18 protein-coding genes and 1 pseudogene are annotated in these 19805 nt (G+C 37.7%); 12 read left to right on the forward strand and 7 right to left on the reverse strand.

Going from position 1 to position 19805, the window contains the following annotated elements:
- Positions 1-6: 6 nt before the first annotated feature.
- A complete protein-coding gene (gene rluB / locus VLA57_RS10995; protein ID WP_133105277.1) occupies positions 7-960 on the reverse strand; it encodes a 23S rRNA pseudouridine(2605) synthase RluB in 954 nt (317 codons plus the stop codon).
- Between the two features lie 575 nt (positions 961-1535).
- Between rluB and VLA57_RS11000 the strand changes: the two genes are divergently transcribed.
- From VLA57_RS11000 to VLA57_RS11040, 9 genes are all read left to right on the forward strand, one after another.
- Positions 1536-2612 (forward strand): polysaccharide biosynthesis/export family protein, encoded by a 1077-nt coding sequence (locus tag VLA57_RS11000; RefSeq protein WP_333954932.1) that lies wholly within the window; start codon positions 1536-1538, stop codon positions 2610-2612.
- A 19-nt stretch (positions 2613-2631) separates the two neighbouring features.
- A complete protein-coding gene (locus VLA57_RS11005) occupies positions 2632-3063 on the forward strand; it encodes a low molecular weight protein-tyrosine-phosphatase (protein WP_201551143.1) in 432 nt (143 codons plus the stop codon).
- 74 nt (positions 3064-3137) lie between these two features.
- Positions 3138-5405, forward strand: coding sequence for a polysaccharide biosynthesis tyrosine autokinase (locus tag VLA57_RS11010; protein ID WP_333954933.1), 2268 nt, complete (start codon positions 3138-3140; stop codon positions 5403-5405).
- Between the two features lie 52 nt (positions 5406-5457).
- Positions 5458-7419, forward strand: coding sequence for a polysaccharide biosynthesis protein (locus tag VLA57_RS11015; protein ID WP_333954934.1), 1962 nt, complete (start codon positions 5458-5460; stop codon positions 7417-7419).
- 64 nt (positions 7420-7483) lie between these two features.
- Positions 7484-8761 carry a Vi polysaccharide biosynthesis UDP-N-acetylglucosamine C-6 dehydrogenase TviB gene (gene tviB, locus VLA57_RS11020; RefSeq protein WP_333954936.1) on the forward strand — a complete coding sequence of 426 codons (1278 nt, stop codon included), beginning with the start codon at positions 7484-7486 and terminating at the stop codon, positions 8759-8761.
- Positions 8762-8783: 22 nt separating this feature from the next.
- Positions 8784-9827: an NAD-dependent epimerase/dehydratase family protein gene (locus tag VLA57_RS11025; RefSeq protein WP_333954937.1), complete on the forward strand. Its 1044-nt coding sequence runs from the start codon at positions 8784-8786 to the stop codon at positions 9825-9827.
- Between the two features lie 11 nt (positions 9828-9838).
- Positions 9839-11638, forward strand: coding sequence for an ABC transporter ATP-binding protein (locus VLA57_RS11030; protein WP_333954939.1), 1800 nt, complete (start codon positions 9839-9841; stop codon positions 11636-11638).
- Between the two features lie 70 nt (positions 11639-11708).
- A complete protein-coding gene (locus tag VLA57_RS11035) occupies positions 11709-12650 on the forward strand; it encodes a polysaccharide pyruvyl transferase family protein (RefSeq protein ID WP_333955005.1) in 942 nt (313 codons plus the stop codon).
- A 1-nt stretch (position 12651) separates the two neighbouring features.
- Positions 12652-13464 carry a glycosyltransferase family 25 protein gene (locus tag VLA57_RS11040; RefSeq protein ID WP_333954940.1) on the forward strand — a complete coding sequence of 271 codons (813 nt, stop codon included), beginning with the start codon at positions 12652-12654 and terminating at the stop codon, positions 13462-13464.
- A 191-nt stretch (positions 13465-13655) separates the two neighbouring features.
- On the opposite strand, the gene VLA57_RS11045 is transcribed toward VLA57_RS11040, so the two are convergent.
- The gene (locus VLA57_RS11045; RefSeq protein WP_333955006.1) at positions 13656-14180 is read right to left on the reverse strand and encodes a transposase; all 525 of its coding nucleotides are present in this window, start codon (positions 14178-14180) and stop codon (positions 13656-13658) included.
- On the reverse strand, positions 14155-14505 hold the full coding sequence (locus VLA57_RS11050) for an IS630 transposase-related protein (protein WP_192529622.1): 351 nt from the start codon (positions 14503-14505) through the stop codon (positions 14155-14157). The genes VLA57_RS11045 and VLA57_RS11050 overlap by 26 nt, the downstream gene beginning before the upstream one ends.
- Before the next feature lie 114 nt (positions 14506-14619).
- Between VLA57_RS11050 and VLA57_RS11055 the strand changes: the two genes are divergently transcribed.
- Complete coding sequence (locus VLA57_RS11055; protein WP_333954942.1) at positions 14620-15588, forward strand: glycosyltransferase family 2 protein; 969 nt, start codon at positions 14620-14622, stop codon at positions 15586-15588.
- A gap of 87 nt (positions 15589-15675) precedes the next feature.
- Here the strand turns inward: VLA57_RS11055 and VLA57_RS11060 are convergent, their stop codons facing one another.
- The 4 genes and pseudogenes from VLA57_RS11060 to VLA57_RS11075 form a co-directional block, all read right to left on the reverse strand.
- On the reverse strand, positions 15676-16059 hold the full coding sequence (locus VLA57_RS11060; protein WP_333954944.1) for a transposase family protein: 384 nt from the start codon (positions 16057-16059) through the stop codon (positions 15676-15678).
- Between the two features lie 8 nt (positions 16060-16067).
- On the reverse strand, positions 16068-16508 hold the full coding sequence (locus tag VLA57_RS11065; protein ID WP_333954945.1) for a helix-turn-helix domain-containing protein: 441 nt from the start codon (positions 16506-16508) through the stop codon (positions 16068-16070).
- A 77-nt stretch (positions 16509-16585) separates the two neighbouring features.
- A pseudogene (locus tag VLA57_RS11070) lies at positions 16586-17038 on the reverse strand (transposase).
- An 86-nt stretch (positions 17039-17124) separates the two neighbouring features.
- A complete protein-coding gene (locus VLA57_RS11075) occupies positions 17125-17430 on the reverse strand; it encodes an IS630 transposase-related protein (protein WP_333954946.1) in 306 nt (101 codons plus the stop codon).
- 320 nt (positions 17431-17750) lie between these two features.
- Between VLA57_RS11075 and VLA57_RS11080 the strand changes: the two genes are divergently transcribed.
- Positions 17751-18755, forward strand: a complete 1005-nt coding sequence (locus tag VLA57_RS11080; RefSeq protein ID WP_333954948.1) for a polysaccharide pyruvyl transferase family protein — start codon at positions 17751-17753, stop codon at positions 18753-18755.
- The gene (locus tag VLA57_RS11085) at positions 18752-19756 is read left to right on the forward strand and encodes a glycosyltransferase family 2 protein (protein ID WP_333954949.1); all 1005 of its coding nucleotides are present in this window, start codon (positions 18752-18754) and stop codon (positions 19754-19756) included. The genes VLA57_RS11080 and VLA57_RS11085 overlap by 4 nt, the downstream gene beginning before the upstream one ends.
- Positions 19757-19805 lie beyond the last annotated feature (49 nt).

The raw sequence follows: 19805 nt of genomic DNA on the forward strand, positions 1-19805 counted from the left end.
AATAGATTAGCGTTTATCGTTGCGGTCACGAGTATTACGGGTGCCGCGACTGGCAGGGCTACCACTGGTTTTTGGTTTGGCACTACTATTTGGTTTGGCGTTATTACTAGTGCTATTACGAGTATCGCCACGAGTGTCAGTACGACGGGCTTTCAGCGGCTTATTTCTGATACGCTCTTGCTTCTCTTTAGCAGCACCGTGAAGACCTGTACCATAACGCGGGCGTAAGCTCACTAGGTCTGTCAACGTATTAATATCTTTTCTATCCAGCTCTAAAAAGCGACCAGTACGTAGCTCTTTTGGTAACGCAATATTGCCATAGCTGGTACGTAATAGACGGCTGACTTTCAGACCTTGTGACTCAAATAGACGGCGTACTTCACGGTTACGCCCTTCTTTAAGCTGCACATGATGCCACTTATTGACGCCTTCACCGCCGCCTTCTTTGATATCTTCAAATTTGGCCATGCCATCTTCTAACATGACGCCGGTTGTCATCGCCCGTGCCATATCTGGAGTAACATCACCCAATACACGTACGGCATATTCACGGGTCACTTCGCTAGACGGATGCATTAAGCGATGCGCCATTTCACCATCATTGGTAAATAATAACAACCCTGTAGAATTAATATCCAAACGTCCAACCATCACCCAGCGATCATGAGTCAGCTTTGGCAAACGTTCAAATACGGTAGGGCGACCTTCTGGATCATTCGCCGAGCATACTTCGCCTTCAGGTTTGTAATAAGCTAAAACGCGACGACGCTTTTCATTTTCAGAAGTATATTTAATCTGACGACCATCAACGCGAATCTCATCACCTTGTTCAACACGATCACCAATAGTCGCAGGACCGTTATTGACGGTTACGCGACCTGCTTTAATGACTTCTTCCATCTGACGACGTGAACCAAGTCCCATACGGGCAAGTGCTTTCTGTAATTTTTCATCTTTCATAACGATTTCCTAGAATCGGTGGGTTTACATTTCTCAATGTATAAAATTGGACTGCATATTATACGCTCTTTCTAAGAGTTATACAGACTATGTTACGATTATTCTCGATTTTATATCTGAATAAGATAAGTGAGTTTCATATCACTTGTTGATTCAAATCTTTTACTAAGATAATAAATAGGATATTGTTTTTTAGTTTATATGAATAATAAATATAGTCAGGGAAAAGCAATATCGATATATAACGTACTGCTGATATCAATTTTTCTTGCTTGCTGTGCCTACGCAGACAGAGGCTGCAAAAAATTGATACCAGCAGCATCGTAGCGTTTTTAAGGTATTTTAACTATATTAACTATATATGATGGCTATCGCCAAATATAAGAATATTTGCATATAATTTACTTTATAATTAAGCAAAATTTTCATTAAACATACATGATTGCATGTTTAATATTTAAGCACCTATGTTATTATGATTTTGTTTTTTTGTACATAATGCAACGCTTTAGTATGGCTGTCTGATTCTTTAATGCTAGACACTACTTATATCTATGATTTATAAAGGTCTTTTTATGTTTTTTAATCCATCAAAGTTACTAGGTATAACGTGTCTATTGATAGTTGGTATGGTTTCAGGGTGCTCCAGTATCAATGCTGGGCTGCAAGCAGGTGAGCTGCCGCCGAGTGGTACATTTATCGCTGAAAATGGTCTGCATTTTAATATTCAGCCGCTAAATCTAACGACATTACCTCCAAAACAAACAGTATTACCAAGCAGTAATTTAAATCAGCTAATAAGGAACTCTAGTCGAGCAGAATATCGTATCTCCAAAGGGGATATTCTTAGTATTGTCTTAGTTGGTTATCCTGATATTACATCGGCAGGGGCATCAGGCTATCCTGTAGATCAGCAGGGGTTTGTTCAGTTCCCACTGGTTGGACGTATTAAAGCGACAGGGATGAGTGTGCCGCAGTTCACGGCGAACTTGCAGAGACAACTACAGCGCTATCTGAAATTTTCAGATCCACAGGTTAAAGTTCTCGATTATCGGGGTAACAAGTTTTTTATTGATGGTGAAGTTAAGCAGCCTGGCGAATTTGCAATTAATGATGCACCAGTTTCGCTATATAGTGCGATTTCTATGGCTGGTGGTGCAACGCCGACCGCTGATTCAAATAATATCGTGTTTAACCGTAGAGGTGTAAGCTATAATCTGGGCCTACAATCTTTACGTCAACTGGGCAGTTCTGCCAACCAAATCTATCTCCAAGATGGCGATTCAATCCATGTTAATAGTCAAGACCGTAATAAAGTCTATGTTCTAGGAGAATTTGGCAAGGTAGAGCCTGTACCTATCCGCGAGCAAGGTATCAGTCTAGCTCAGGTTTTAGGAGAGTCAAACGGACTTAATTCTAATACTGCTAATGCATCTAAGATATATGTCGTCCGCGATAACCTTAATACAAGAACAACCGATATTTACTATGTGGATATGCAGACGATTACCAGTTTTGCACTTGCCAGTCGTTTTGAGATGCGTGCCAATGATATCATTTATGTAGATCCTACTGGTTTGACGCGTTGGAATCGCGTACTTAGCTCCATCTTGCCTTCTACATCAGCGGTCAGAAGTCTATCAGGCTTATAAATAATAGGTAATAACTATCATGGCATTTGATCATATTCTTGTTGTATGTGTGGGTAATATTTGTCGTAGTCCAATGGCAGAAGCGCTATTGAAGCAGCGTTTTCCCAATAAAACGATTGACTCTGCAGGGGTGGGTGCTTTGGTTGGGCATCCTGCCGATCCTGCTGCGCTAGAAATTATGTCAAAGCAGCAGATTGATATCACCAATCATGTTGCTAAGCAAATTGATGAGCAGCTGGCAAAAAAAGTGGATCTTATTTTTACTATGTCAGATGGTCAGACCAAATGGATTGAAGAGCGCTGGCCTTTTTGCCGCGGTAAAACCTTTAAGCTTGGTCACTGGATGAATAAAGACATTGCGGATCCTTACCAGCATGAGTTAAGTGCATTTGAGATTGCACATCTAGACATTGTTGAAGGTATAAAACAATGGGCTGATAAAGTTAGCTAAATAACTGTTGTAAATAAATAATTATTATAAAAGATTAATACTAAACGATTACCTTAAGTGATGAACCTACCGTTATGACTACAGATTCAAAGAATGTATCAAACTCTCCTGTTAAAGAAGACAATGACGAAATCGATTTAATGGCGCTACTTTTTGCCATTTTACGTGGCTGGAAAACTATCGTATTCTTTGCTGTTTTAGGTTTGATAATAGGTATCTTGTATAGCAGATATGTGAATCCTACTTTTAAGTCAGATGCACTTATTCAAATTGATCAAAAGTCACAAAGTATCTCAGCGTTAGGTTCTAATATCTCAGATCTAGTGTCAGCAGAGAGTAGTAAAGCGCAAACTGAAACTGAACTGATTAAGTCGCGAATGGTATTAAAGCCTGTCGTGGATTTACTACATCTGGATATTCGTTTAAGCGATCCTGCTGTTGGTAAATTTGATCGAATAAAAAGCAATACTACTACTGTTCAAGTAAATATACCTGAAGGTGTAACGCTAAAAACGTCAGATGGCCAAGTACAGATTAGTCAATTTAATGTGTCGAAGGCGTATCTTAATCGTTCTTTTACTTTAGTGCGATCTAATAAGAGTGATGGGTTTTTATTGAGTAATGGATTTGATGACTTTAAAGGACAGATAGGGCAAGCTCATGTTTTTAAGGGTGTTGATGGTATTATCGAAATTACAGTGAATGACTTACCTGTTAATGACCATGGAATTAATATTGTTAAGCTATCCCTGCAGAATGCTACAGAGTCTATAAAATCTGCTTTATCGGTTGTTGAAAAGGGGCAGCAAACAGGTATTGTTGAGCTGTCAATGACAGGCAATAGTCAAGAGCAGGTAAGCTTGGTTTTGAAGGAAATTATTTTATCCTATATCGCTCAAAATGAGTCTCGTGGTTCTGAAGAGACTACTAGAACACTTAGTTTTATGGAGTCACAAATACCTATCCTGAAGCAGAAACTTGAAGCATCACAAGTGGTATTTAATAGGTTCCGTGAAAAATATGGCACTATTGATATTGGTCAGGAAGCAGCATTACTAGTTGGAGAGAAGTCTCAAATTGACTCTCAACTTAATGAATTAAAGCTAAAGAAGGCGGACTTAACTACCTATTATACGGAAGAGCATCCTTTAGTTATTCAAATTAATGATCAGTTAAAAGTACTAAATAATAGAAAGCAGGAAATAAATAGCAAAGTTGCTGGTTTACCTGAAGTCCAGCGTGAGTTTTTACAGCGCTCAGAAGATGTAGAGATCAATAAGGAAATCTATCTCACAATGCTGAAGAACTACCAACAGTTAAAGATTGTTAAAGCTGGTGAAGTTGGCTATGTGCGTATTATTGACTTACCAATCAATACCTATAGAACTATTGCGCCGAAAAAACTGCTGATTTGGGTATTGGCTACTTTATTAGGTACGATGCTTGGTACGATGCTAGTGCTTGTTAAAAACATGCTTAGAAACGTGGTCAAAGACCCTGAGCGTCTTGAGGCTAAGACAGGCGTACCTGTTATTGCAACCATTCCTCGTTCTCCAGTGCTCACAAGGTTTAGTAAGAAAAAATCACCCAATCGATTACTCGCTTATGCAGACAATAATAGCTTAAGTTATGAAGCCATTAAGAGCTTAAGAACCAATCTGATGTTTGGGATGCCAAGCCAAGGGCGAGCTGGTCAGCGTGCCAAAGTTATTTTGATTACTGGTGAAAGTCCGGGGGTCGGTAAGTCTTTTATCTCGTCTAACTTAACAGAAGTATTTGCGCAGTTGGATAAAAAAACCTTAATCATAGATGCGGATATGCGTTTGGGTGAGTTGCATAAAGTATTTAATATGGACCAACATAACGGTTTGGCCGATTATTTAACACAAGATACGACTCATCTATCGAGAGATACGACTCAGCTAGTAAAAGTCGATGCTGTCCAAGAGTCTGGTCATCTAGCAAGCTTTATCCATCCGACTGGCATAGATAATATCGATTTTATGCCACGCGGTCAGCATCCACGTAACCCAGCATCACTATTGGCTAATGGCAGTTTTGATCATTTAATGACAGAACTAAACCTGCATTATGATTATATTATTATTGACTCACCACCGATATTGGCAGCTTCTGATGCCATGATACTAGCGCAGCACGCTGACAAAGTGTTAATGGTCACAAGATATGATGACTCGATAGAAGGGCAGTTGGTTTATGCAGTCAATCAGATGAATAAAGCCAACATACAAGTTGACGGTATTATTCTCAACGATGTACAGCAAGGGATTATGAGCAAATATAGTTATCACTATAGCTATGCTTATGGTAATAACCAATAGTTAGCTTTTTGGTAATTCTACCAAAATTCACGTTTTTAAGTGGTTGAGTGTTATGTCTACTAATTCAAAACCGTCAAGTGATTATCCATCACTTCATGGCAAAACTGGCTGGCTACAACGTATAGCAGAATACTTGTTATCGTTGCCCCGTAGTGTAAAACGAGCGATTTTACTCACTACAGACTTGGTAGCATCTTTAGTGTGCCTGTTCTTAGCTTTATCGTTGCGCTATGGCGATATCGCTCATAACATTAGTCCTATCATATTATTATCTTATGGTACGCTGCCCATCATCGGTTTATATCTGATTGGTTTCTATAAAGGGATAGCACGTGGTTTTTTAGATACGGTGATGGGTAGTGTGGCAAAGCTGTTCTTTTTGCTTATGGTTGTCTACGAGATCATCATTTATTTAAATCCTTTAGAAGATATACCGCGCTCCGTTCCTATTATTTTTCTGTTTTTCTTCTTTATCTGGTTATGGAATAGTCGTCTTATTATTCGTGAGATTTTAATGCGCTGGAGCGGTAGAGCTCAGCGTCGCCTTAAAGACAATGGTGTTTATGATAATGTTGTTATCTATGGTGCGGGAGAGGCCGGTCGAGACTTATTAGAGGGTCTTAGAAATTCGCATAAATATAATGTTGTGGCTTATATTGATGATGATCCTCAACTTACTGGTGCTTACTTACTCGGCAAAAAGATTTACCCTGCTCATGAATTGATAAGCTTGATTGATGTGCTAGATATTGCTCAGGTGTTTTTAGCTATTCCTTCTATCAGTCGCGCGCAAAAACGCCAGATTATAGATAAGCTCTCAGGTATTGCTCTAAAAATAAAAGAATTGCCAAGCTTAGAGGAAATTGCTGACGAAAAAGTGACCGTCAGTAGCATGCGCAAAGTAGACATATTGGATGTGTTAGACAGACAGACTGTTGAACCTGACGCTAAATTGCTGCAGATGAATATCAAGGGTAAGTGCGTGTTGGTCACTGGTGCAGGTGGCTCTATCGGTAGTGAATTGTGCCGTCAAGTAATTAAGAACCAGCCTAAATGTATCGTGCTCTATGAGCTATCTGAATTTGCGCTTTATAGTATTCATCAAGAATTAACAATAAAGCAAGCCAATACGCCTGCCTATAAAAATATTGAAATTATTGCGGTCATCGGTAACGTCACCAATGAATCGAACCTGCTTAGAATACTGAACCTGTATCATATACAAACGGTTTATCATGCTGCCGCTTACAAACATGTACCTATGGTTGAACACAACCCCTTTGAAGGTGTTATTAATAATACTAAAGGTACTTATCACTGTGCCCGAGCTGCTATCCAGGCCAATGTTGAAACCTTCGTACTTATCTCTACCGATAAAGCTGTAAGACCGACCAATGTAATGGGCGCTTCTAAGCGCTTGGCAGAATTGGTTTGCCAAGCGCTAAGCCAGACAGATAGCCAGACCTGCATTAGTATGGTGCGTTTTGGTAATGTTCTAGGCTCGTCCGGTTCTGTAGTACCGTTATTTACCAAGCAGATCGAACAAGGTAAACCGATTACGGTCACCCATCCTGATGTGACCCGTTATTTTATGACGATTCCAGAAGCGGCAAACTTAGTCATCCAAGCAGGTGCAATGGCATCAGGTGGTGAGGTGTTTGTGCTTGATATGGGAGAACCAGTCAAGATCGTTGACTTGGCACAGCGAATGATTCACTTAAGTGGTTTTGATATTAAAGATGCTGCCCATCCTGAGGGCGATATCGAAGTCATCTTTACCGGACTTAGAGATGGAGAAAAGCTTTATGAAGAGCTCATCATTGGTGAAGATAATGTTGAATCAACTGATCATCCCCTTATCATGCAAGCGCTAGAACACCACTTTCCATTGGATGAGCTTGAATCAGTATTGTTTGAGCTGACTGAAAAGCAAAAACAATTTGATGTTCCTTGGCTAAAACAACAGTTTAAGCAGTTTGTAGCAGGTTATCAAGAAGGCTCTAAAGCTGCATAGCTGTTAATAAGCACCCTAAATACTATTTTTCAACTAAAATTGGTTAGATGAACAAAGGAAAATTATGCTAGATATTAAAAATATAAAAATAGCAGTTATCGGACTTGGCTATGTAGGTCTGCCTTTAGCCGTTGAGTTTGGTAAGCATCTGCCAGTAGTAGGCTTTGATATTAATGCCAGTCGTATAGAGGCCCTGTGTGCAGGTACAGATCATACCTTGGAAGTCAGTGATGAAGAGCTGACTCAAGCATCGCATTTGAATTATAGCTCAGAGATACAAACGCTTAAGGATTGTAACTTTTTTATTGTTACGGTACCGACGCCTATCGATGATTATAAACAGCCTGATCTTACGCCTTTAATTAAAGCCTCAGAAGCTATCGGTAGTCTACTTAAAAAAGACGATATTGTGGTTTATGAATCGACCGTCTATCCGGGTGCCACAGAAGAAGTTTGTATTCCGGTGCTAGAGAAAGTTTCTGGATTAACCTTCAATCAAGACTTTTATGCCGGTTATAGTCCTGAACGTATCAATCCTGGTGATAAAGAGCACCGTGTTACCAATATTTTAAAAGTAACGGCGGGCTCAACACCTGAAGTCGCTGATTTTGTGGATGAAGTATACAATTTAATTATTACTGCCGGCACTCATAAAGCAGCAAGCATCAAAGTAGCGGAAGCGGCAAAGGTGATTGAAAATACCCAAAGAGATGTCAATATTGCCTTAATTAATGAGTTAGCCGTCATTTTTAATAAAATGGGTATCGATACCCAAGCAGTCTTAGAAGCGGCTGGCACCAAGTGGAACTTCTTACCATTTCGTCCAGGCCTCGTTGGTGGTCACTGCATCGGTGTAGATCCTTATTACTTGACTCATAAAGCGCAAGCGATTGGTTATAACCCAGAGATTATATTGGCCGGTCGTCGCTTGAATGACAGCATGGGTGAGTATGTGGTCACGCAGTTGGTAAAAACCATGATTAAAAAGCGTATTCAAGTTGAAGGGGCAAAAGTTCTGGTCTTAGGGCTGAGTTTCAAAGAAAACTGCCCCGATGTGCGTAATACCAAGGTCATCGACATTGTCCATGAGCTAGAAGAATATAATATCGAAGTTGATGTCTATGATCCTTGGGTAGATAAAGCAGAAGCTGCGCGTGAATATAATGTGACGCCTATTAGCAAGCCCGCTATGAATAACTATGATGGTATCATCTTAGCCGTCGCGCATAATGAGTTTGTCGAGCTGGGTGTAGAGCAGATTAGAGCATTTGGAAAGAATGAACACGTGCTTTATGATTTAAAGTATGTCTTTACCAAAGAAGTCACTGATATCCGCCTATAAATCTATAAAAATACGGAAAGTAATGGTTATGATGTTCACTGCATATGAAAAAGTTCAAAAAGTATTAATTAACGAGCCAAAAACATGGTTAATTACTGGTGTCGCGGGATTTATTGGCTCTAATTTACTAGAAGAGCTATTGTTACTAAATCAAAAAGTAGTCGGTCTAGATAATTTTGCGACGGGTTTTCAGCATAATCTAGATGAAGTACAGGGTTTGGTAAGCAAAGATCAGTGGCAGAACTTTACCTTTATAGAAGGCGATATTCGTAATTTGGATGACTGCCAAACTGCGTGTGCAGACGTGGACTATGTGTTACATCAAGCAGCACTAGGTTCGGTGCCACGCTCTATCGCTGACCCTATCAATACTAATGATACCAATATCTCAGGCTACTTAAATATGCTCGTAGCAGCTCGTGATGCTACGGTAGCTAGCTTTACTTATGCGGCGAGTAGCTCAACGTATGGCGATCATCCAGCCTTACCAAAAGTAGAAGATGCTATTGGCAATCCGTTGTCTCCCTATGCAGTGACTAAGTATGTCAATGAGCTATATGCTGATGTGTTTGCTCGTACTTATGGCTTTAAGACGATTGGTCTGCGTTATTTCAATATCTTTGGCAAACGCCAAACACCGGATGGTGCTTATGCTGCAGTGATCCCAAAGTGGACGGCCGCTATGATCGCAGGTGATGAAGTATTCATTAATGGCGATGGCGATACCAGTCGCGACTTTAATTTTATTGAAAATGCCGTACAAGCCAATATCCTAGCAGCAACTGCCAATGATGAAGCCAAGAACCAAGTATACAATGTAGCAGTCGGTGGTCGTACTACCCTTAATACACTGTTTTCAGCACTTAAAGAGCACTTAAGTACTAATGGCGTTAGCTACACTCAAGAACCCGTCTATCGAGATTTTAGAGAAGGGGATGTGCGTCATAGTCAGGCTGATATTAGCAAAATACAAAATGCGTTAGGCTATGCGCCACAATTTGATATTATTCATGGTATTACTAAGGCTATGCCTTGGTATGTTACTTTCTTACAAAATAACCTGTAGTTGAAAAAATTATGTTGAAAGTAATTAAACAGCTCTTTTCTTTGTTTACGGATAGACAATTAAAGCAGTTTTATACGTTACAAGTGTTAGTTGTTGTTATGGCTTTTACTGAACTATTAGGGATAGCTTCTATCGCTCCTTTTATGGCTCTAGTTGGCGATATAAGCATATTAGAAGGAGAAAGTATCTTCTCTGAACTCTATCAAATGTCTGGTTTAAGTAATCCTATGGAATTTTTATTCTATACAGGATTGATTGTTCTATTAATGTTGACTTTTTCTACTATAGTTTCTATGTTTACCATTTGGAAGCTGTCTATCTTTGGCGCTCGTATTGGTACTGAAATAGCGGATCGTCTTTACGCTTATTATATGCAACAAAACTGGCAGTTTCACGCTAGTGGTAGCAGCGCACAACTGACCAAACAAGTATCTATGGAAGCTATGAGGATCAGTAATGGTATAGTTCAGCCTCTTATGCAAATGAACGCTAAGGTGGTATTGGCTCTATTCATAGCTATTAGTATTATTATTTATGATCCAATCGTAGCTATATTAGGTTTATCTATATTTTCATTAGCATACTTCATACTGTTTAGGCTGGTTCGCAAAAAACTAGTAAGTAATGGGCAAAAGTTATCTCAAGTTGCTACCGATAGATTTAGACTCATGAATGAAGGTTTTGGTGGTATAAAAGATGTTCTATTACTCAACCGCAGTCATGACTTTGTAGAACGTTTCCAAGATAGTGGTAAGATATTTGCACGTGCTCAAGGTACCAACATAGCAATTAGCCAAGTGCCTCGTTATTTTATAGAGCTTATAGCCTTTGGTGCAATGGTATCCCTGATACTGGTATTGATAAAGTTGCATTCTGGCAATTTAGGGGAGGTGTTACCAATCTTAGCCGTTTACGCACTGGCAGCATTTAAACTGTTGCCAGCTTTACAACAGATTTATTCTAGTGTTTCCAGTATCAAAGGAAACACTGCTGCGTTTGAGGCTGTTAAAGACGATTTAAAGCACTCTTTTGAAAACCAAAAAACCATCAGTAAAGCCTCAATAGCTACAGCGATATCTCTAAGTAAAAGTATTACTCTAAAGGATATAAAGTTTAGTTATCCTGATAAAGACAGAGCGGCAGTAAATTGCGTTAATATGGACATTCCTGTCAATAGTGTGATTGGTTTAGTTGGTTCATCAGGTTCTGGTAAGTCCACTTTAATAGACATATTACTTGGTTTGCTAACCCCGCAACAGGGCAGTCTGTATGTTGATGATATTCCAATCACTGCCGACAACAAACGCGCTTGGCAAGACTTACTAGGCTTTGTACCGCAAAGCATATTTTTGAGCGAAGGAACCATTGCTGAAAATATTGCCTTCGGTGTTCCGAAGAAAGATATTAACCTAGAGGAAGTAAATAAAGCGATAGCTCTAGCCAACCTTAATGAGTTGGTCGAGGAGCTACCAGAAGGCGTCCATACTAAAGTAGGTGAGCGCGGAGTACAGCTCTCAGGTGGTCAGCGCCAACGTATTGGGATTGCGCGAGCACTTTATCACGAGGCCGAAGTATTAGTCTTTGACGAAGCAACCAGTGCGCTAGATGGTATCACTGAAAAGATAGTGATGGATGCCATACATGAGTTCAGCGGCAAAAAAACTATAATTATGATTGCTCATCGTCTAAAAACGGTACAGAAGTGTGATCTCATCTACTTTATGGAGCAAGGTAAAATAATAGATTACGGTACATATCAGCAATTGGTAGAAAAGAATGTTCAATTTAAAAAAATGGCACAGCATTCTTAAGTAATAGTAGGTTTTATTCTTGATTTTATTAAAAATAAATTAACTGGATGGAGTTGTCATTTTGGAAAATATGTATTCTTTAAAAAGTAAACTCAATGATATTTTAGGTTTCATAGAAGATAAAGAAGATATTATTTTTGTAGACTTTCCTTTACATTCTAACGTAGGAGATTTACTAATCTTACTTGGAACAATAAGTTTTTTTAAAAATAATTCACTTAATGTAAAAGCTCACTTATCTACTTATAATACGAATATTGAGCTATTGAAAAAAAGAATAACGCCTAAGACAACTATCATATGCCATGGAGGAGGTAATTTTGGTGATTTATACCCTGTACATCAAAACCTAAGAGAACAACTTATAAAGTCGTTTCCTCATAATAAAATAATTATTTTGCCACAAACTGCTTACTACAAAAACATTGAAAACCAAAAAAAATCAGAAGAAGTTTTTCAGGCTCATGATAATGTGATTATGTTTGCTCGTGATGAAGCCACCTACAGTATTTTCAAAGGGTTCTCTAATCAGAGCTATCTGATGCCAGACATGGCGCATGAGCTTTATGGTGAGTTACCTAAATCTAAAAAGAGTAAATCTGTTTTATACTTTCTTCGCAATGATATTGAAAAGAATCCTATACAATCAGCACTCAAAGAAAAAATGAAATCTTATGACTGTTTCGATTGGAGCGATTTGCTTATTAAAAATGATCATAGAGTGGCATATGCTATTCATAAGATGATTAGATTAAATAATAAGCTAAAATCTAGTAAAATAGATAAAGCAATATTTAGATTGTGGAGTATCCACTCACAGCTTTTGGTCTATAGAATGTCAAAGAGGTTTTCAAGTTATGAGAAAATAGTAACTTCACGTCTACATGGCCATATTTTATCTTGCTTAGTTGATGTTCCTTCTTCCATTATAGATAATAGTTATGGAAAGAATACTTCATATTATGATTTATGGACAAAAAGTTTAGATATAACATCTATTTGGGAAGAGTGAGATGCTACATATTTATATAGTTTCATTAAAGCAAGATATTGAAAAGAGAGAAGTTATCAGTAAAACTTTAAAGAGTTTCGGTCTTGAGTTTAGTTTTTTAGATGCTATCTATGGAAAGAGTTTACCAGATAGCAGCTTGAGCTCATTTAGAAATAAAAGTAAAGGGAAGATTGCTGATAGAGATTTCTCGGCAACACCTGGAGAAATTGGATGTACTTTAAGTCATCTTAAAGCGTATCAAAATATGATAGATAATAATCTAAATTGGGCCTGTATATTAGAAGATGATGTTATACTAGATGAGAGATTTAAAGTATTTATTGAGAGTTTTCAAGATGTAGGATTGAACAAAAAAGCACTCCACATGCTTGGAGGTCAGAATGGTTTCCCGGATTTTCAAGTTATTAAAAGTAAGAAAAATAATATTATGATAGGCAAACAAAAATTTTATAAAACTATAAAAAGCGAACAATTTATTTATAGAACTTGTTGCTATTTGATAAGTTCAAAGACAGCAGATAAGATTTTAAAGCTATCTGAAGATATATTCATACTTGCTGATGATTGGGATTACCTAGTAAAAAATAGAGTTATACACGAAATATATCTGGCTAACTTCGTTGATCATCCAACAGATCTTTCTTCAAGCCATATACAAGAAGAAAGAGAGGTTGCACAAAAAAATTATATTTCAAGTTGTAAAAAAAGAAAAATTCCCATACTGTCGAGAGTTGAGATGTCTATAAAATGGCGCTTTAGATTGCTTTTTTTAAACTGTTATAAACATGTGGAGGTAAAAGATAAGTTATTGTAGATGTTAATAGTTTGTATTTTGATATGAGTATTCTGGTTGAAATATTCGAGTAAGAATCGTATTTGTTTTTCGGTTTCTAAAGTGCTTTTAATATATTAAGAGCTGTTATTTTTTTAATTATTACTATTTTAGAATACTGCTAATGAATAGCATAAGTTATCTTTAATATAGCTAGAAGTAATTACATATAGTCAGCTCAAAATAAAATTGTTATGGTTAGGGCAAACATCATAAAACAATTTGGATAAGTCGTTTTCCATCCAGCCTTGGCGTAGAAACTTCACCTGAGCCCATTTCTTTTCGATAGGGTTTAGGTCTGGGCTGTACGGCGGCAACCAAAGAATACGATGCCCGTGCCTGTTTAGTAGCTTTTGAATACGCTTACTCTTATGAAATCGAGCGTTATCCATCACAATCACGCATTTGGTTTTAAGACTTGGGATTAGGGTTTGTTTGCACCAGTGATAGAAGACGATGCTGTTGATGTTTGTCTCAAAGTAATCAAGCGCAAACAGCATCTTTTCATACAGAGCACCAATAACGTTGGTTCGCTTTTTACCTTGCCAGTTGTAGCTATCGATACAGGGTTTACCAATCGGTGCATAACCATGAGAGCGAATGGTTTCAGACTCAAAGCCACGCGCGTATATATAGACGATGGGGTAGCCTTGCTGCTTAAAGTGCTCAAGCTTATTCTGATACGCCGCTCTTTTGATCGGACAGGCTTTTGGATGTTCTAAAGTCTTTTTTTTGACTGATGCCTAGGCGCTTTAGGGCATGATGAATGCCTGTTTTACTACAATTTAAACGACGTGCTCGCTCGTACTGATAATCATCAGGATGTTCTTTGACATCATTGAGTAGCACGTCATCTGGTATTTTATAGGGTTTGGTTTGCCTGGTTGTTTTACTATGAACACGTCTCTTCCAGTTTTGTATGGTGGTTGGGCTGAGGTTATAGAATTTAGCTGCCTCGGCAAAGGTCATACCCTCGTCTAAGCTTTTTAGTACTTGTTTGCGGAAATCTAGTGAGTAAGTCATGGTCTTTATAATAACAATTGAATTTGTTAATTAGTCTATAACACTTTTAGATGGAATTGACTATAGTTAATAACAAGTGCTTGATATACAAAAATTTATAATATGGATTCAGTAATGAGTGAACCTGAAATTAGCGTAATTATACCAGTCTATAATAAAAAAAAATATTTAGATAAATGTTTAAACTCTGTCATTCATCAGACATATTCCAATATTGAGGTGATTGTAATTGATGATGGTAGTACAGATGGGTCTACTTCTATATGTAAAAGGTATAGTAAAGAAGATGATCGGATTAACCTTATTATAAAAGAAAATGCAGGCGTCAGCTCTGCAAGAAATTTAGGTATTAGATTAGCTAAAGGAGATTGGCTATTATTTTTAGACAGTGACGATTTTTTAGAATTAAATGCTTTGGAGGAATTATTAACTATAGCAAAAAAAACTAATTCTGATATTGTTTATTATGGATGTAATATTTACAAAGACGAAGATCTAATTAGAAGTAGAAATGTGAAAGAACTTAGAGTATACGATGAATTAAAAGTTTTTTTTAATAACGTAAAAATAGATCCTGCATCTGCATGCTTAAATTTCACTAAAAGAAAAATTGTTAAAGATAATAATTTGTTTTTTAATGAGAGTATGAAGTACAATGAGGATGGATTATTTGTTTATAGTTTATATTGCCATATACAAAGAATAACTATTTATAATAAAGCACTTTATAATATGGTTTTAAGTACAGAATCAGTAAGCAGAAGCCCTATGAGTATAAAGGTATTACAAGATAATTTATTATTTTTAGCGGAATTATGCAACTATGTTCGTGAATTTAAACTAAAGAAAGTATATAAAAAGAAGATTAATATTTTGCTAAAAAGTTTTTTTATCAAAGCACTGTATTTCCAGGAGCGTCATAAATATATAGATGAGCTTCAGGAGGTTTATGATAATTTATATAGATCTAATAAAGATATTTTCTATACTCAATTCTCAAGACTAGCTTATATAAATATTGAAATTGTCATAGGTGTTTTAAGGATAAAACATCACTTAACAAAATCAAAATATGAAACTTAGTTTTAGTAAAGCATAAAAAAGTAAGTTTTTGATATAAAATAGTCTAGACATATGTAATGTGTTAACTTATTAGACCTCTTGCAAAAGTCATAAGCCAAGCTCGAAATTAACAATACTGGCGAATAGCTTCATTCTAAGATCGTAGCGCTGACGACGGTTACGATATTTATGAGCCACGATTTTGAACCGTTTGATTAAGCCTATTTTGTGTTCAACCATAATGCGAAACTTAGCGAGATACTGATTGGCTTGTTTGCAGAGCTCTAACAATTGACCCCCACGTGGCTTTTTAAAGGGGGTGAAGCTCTGTTCATGTAACTTTGCAATGCCCTGATAGCCACTATCCCCTAATAGCTTAGGGTCACAAGGAAGCCAGTCAGGACAAGTATCTTTATACAGCTTAAAATCGTGGATTGACCCTTTGGACGTTTGAACATCTAATATTAAGCCTGTTTTCCAGTGGACGATCACTTGCGCTTTTAAGGTGTGTTGTTTCTTATTGCCGCTATAGTAGTCTCTTTGGTTTTTTTTGGACGCTCAATAGGGGTTTCGGTTGCATCGTCAATGACGACTGACCAATTGATGTCGTCATCGACTCTACTAGGCAGCTTTTTAGGTAATTCAAACTTGCCTGAATTGATAAGAACATATTCTACTTTACGAATAATACGGCTAGCAGAAGACTCATGAATACCAAAGTCCATACTGATGTGGTACAGCGTCCGGTATTCACGCCAATAAGTAAGGGCTAGTAATATTTGCGCCTCAAGACTAAGCACGCTTGGTCTACCTGATTTGGTCTTTTGGGTTTCATGCTGCTGCATGGCCTCAAGCATTTCATAAAAGGTCGCTTTATGAATGCCCGTGTAGCGTTTGAAGCCTGCGTTATTTTGTTCGAGTAGCTTATCTATGTTTGGCATGGTTCCTAGCCAGTTGTGAGTGTATGAGTTATTGTAAAACCCTTTGCTACTTTTGCAAGAGGTCTATTGTACTATAGTTAAGTCGTTATAAAATCGATACAGCCCATATCATGAAACAGTTTAGGTGGATTATTCTCCATCCACCCTTGGCGCAGAAATTTCGCTTGTGCCCACTTCTTTTCAATAGGGTTTAGATCAGGGCTGTACGGCGGCAGCCAAAGAATACGATGTCCATGTCTGTTGAGTAGTTTTTGGATACATCTGCTTTTATGAAACCGAGCGTTATCCATGACAATCACGCACTTGGTTTTAAGACTTGGAATAAGTGTGAACTTACACCAATCATAAAATATATTGCTATTGATATTCTACTCAACGTACTCAAGCGCAAATAGCATTTTTTCATAGAGAGCTCCGATGACATTAGTACGCTTCTTTGCTTGCCAGTTGTAGCTATCGATACAGGGTTTACCAATCGGTGCATAGCCATGAGAACGAATGGTTTCAGCCTCAAAGCCGCTTTCATCCATATAGACAATGGGATAGCCTTGCTGAGTAAAGCGATCAAGCCTACTCTGGAATATCGCTCTTTTTATCGGACACGCTTTTGGATGTTCTAAGGTCTTTTTTTTTGACTGATACCAAGACGCTTTAAAGCATTGAAGATGCCCGTTTTACTACAGTTCAAGCGACGAGCTCTTTCATAGTTATAATCATCTGGATATCTTTTTACGTCTTCAATTAATGCGTCATCAGGTATTTTAGTCGGTGCTTTATTTCTGGTTGTTTTAGGCGCTAATTTCTTCTGCCAGCTGTGAATGGTGCTGGTGCTAAGTCCATAAAATAGCGCAGCTTCTCGTATGGTCATACCATCAGTGATGCTAGAAAGTACCTGTTTGCGATAGTCTATTGAATAAGTCATCGTTTATTTAATTAAATGCAATTGTTAATAGGATTGTATCGGTTTTCTTTGGATTAGACTATACTAAGTAACATAATCAAGGTAGAGAAGTATATTTAGAGTACAACATAGATTTAATACTCTCTATTCTTTGAGAGTTAGAGCAGTCTAATACAAGTGCTTCTATATATTAAAATAAGTAGATAGAAATAGAAAAACCACCTATAAATATTTTAATATGAAAAAGATAAGGAATGCCTCAAGTGAACGTTACCATCGTAAAAAAACTAATTCCACTCAGGATAAAGCAATCTTTGTCAGCGTATATTAATGAAAGAGATTTGACATTAACAAATGGAAAGCGCTGCTTCATTTTCTTATCCGCAGACTACGGAAATATTGGCGACATCGCTATTTCCTATGCTCAAAAGCAATATCTTGAAAATGTACTTAGTAGCTATCATGTTGTCAGTATCCCTATCAGCCAAACAAGGTTTGTACTTAGCTCTATTAAGAAGCAAGTAAAGGCCGATGATATTGTTACTATTATTGGTGGTGGCAACATGGGCGGCATCTATGCTGATATCGAGGAGCTGCGCCAGTTAGTTATTAAGTCTTTTCCCTCTAATCGTATAGTCTGTTTTCCACAGACGCTTGATTGGGATAACTCTACTAAGTCCAAACGTGCCTTGAAAACCATCGTAAAGACATATTCTAAACATCCGGATATATATGTTTTTGCAAGAGAGTCTATTACGCAGACTAAGCTTATTGAGCTTTTTAATCGATACAATAACGTTAATATTGGCTTAGTGCCAGATATCGTGATGAGCGCCACAGCAGCGTCACTTGGCGCTACAGATATTTTAGAGCCTTCAGGTATTTTACGATGTTTACGAGATGATAAAGAGGTCGCTCTAACGACTACGCAATATGCTATCGTTGATAAAGCCTTGGCTGATACGGGTTACAAAATCGAGAAGACTGATACCCATGCTGGTGGTTCACAACTAAATGAGATCCACTGTGCAAAACTACTAGCTGACAAGCTCAGTCAATTTCGTGCTGCTAAGTTAGTAGTCACTGACCGCCTACATGGTATGATTTTATGTTTGCTTTCAGGGACACCATGCTTAGTACTACCAAACTCCAATCATAAGATCAGACAAACGCAGCTGGATTGGCTGCGTGATCACCCAAGACTGACTTTTTTAGAGTTAGATAAAGTTGATAGTATTGATGAATCTATTACCAAGCTACTATCAGTGCCCAAAGGCAATTTAAAAGATTCTCCAGTTGATATAACTGTATACAACGATCTGAAAAAAGTGCTGATTAATATATGAATATGACAGAAAAACCGTTAGTAAGCATTATCATTCCAGTGTATAACGTGGAAATCTATATCGATACTTGCCTTGACTCCGTCACGCAGCAAACTTATAAAAATCTTGAAATTATTGTAGTCGAAGATTGCTCCACTGATAATTCCAAACAAGCACTTCAACCATACCTCAAAGACAACCGAATAAAACTAATTCAACATAGCGAAAATGGTGGTCTATCTGCTGCCCGTAATACAGGTATGGAATCTGCGACAGGCGAATATATGATGTTCGTTGATTCTGACGATATCATTGATTTGAACTTGGTTGAGGCTTGTTTGCAAGGAGCATTGGAGTCGGTTGCTGATGTTGTCTTACTTACGGTCAAGCCTTTTCAGGATGGCGAGCCAGTACAGGTGATTCCAGAATTAAAAAATAGGCTTAATGGCTACAAGTCTATAGCTCAAACAGATTATTTTAAGTATCCACATTTTGCTTGGTTAAAATTTATGCGTACTGAATTGGTACGTAGTAAAGGTTTACAGTTTCCTGTAGGGCAATATTATGAAGACTGGCCATTTCATTGGGAAATAGGTTCCGTAGCATCTGAAATTGTCGTAGTTAGCGACGGATATTACCATTATCGTCAACGTGGTGATTCTATTACTGGATCAGGTGATCAGAAGCTGCTCCATATATTTTCATCCCATCGATTGGTTGTAAAGATAGCTGAACAGTATTCACTATCTTTACAAGCTAAAACCGTTCTAGCGAACAAGATTTACAGGGGAATCTGGTTTGTATTAACGACGATAGATAGTCAATACCTTGAAGAGGGTGTTATAAAAGCAAAAGAACATATTGAAGTAATGAGTAAGTATGACAATTATAGTTCACCTTCACTTAAAGTTCGGCTTCTACTCCTAAGTTTAAAGCTGCCTGTAAATATCGCTATGCCAGCTGTTATAAGCCTGCGAAAAGCTATTAATCAACTATCTTCAGCACGTAGGCAAGCTCGCTAATAACCTTACTGTTTTCTATTACAAAATAAACTATAAAAGAAAGTCTCCC

The sequence above is a fragment of the Psychrobacter sp. S4(2024) genome (assembly GCF_036861305.1).
Lineage (GTDB): Bacteria > Pseudomonadota > Gammaproteobacteria > Pseudomonadales > Moraxellaceae > Psychrobacter > Psychrobacter cryohalolentis.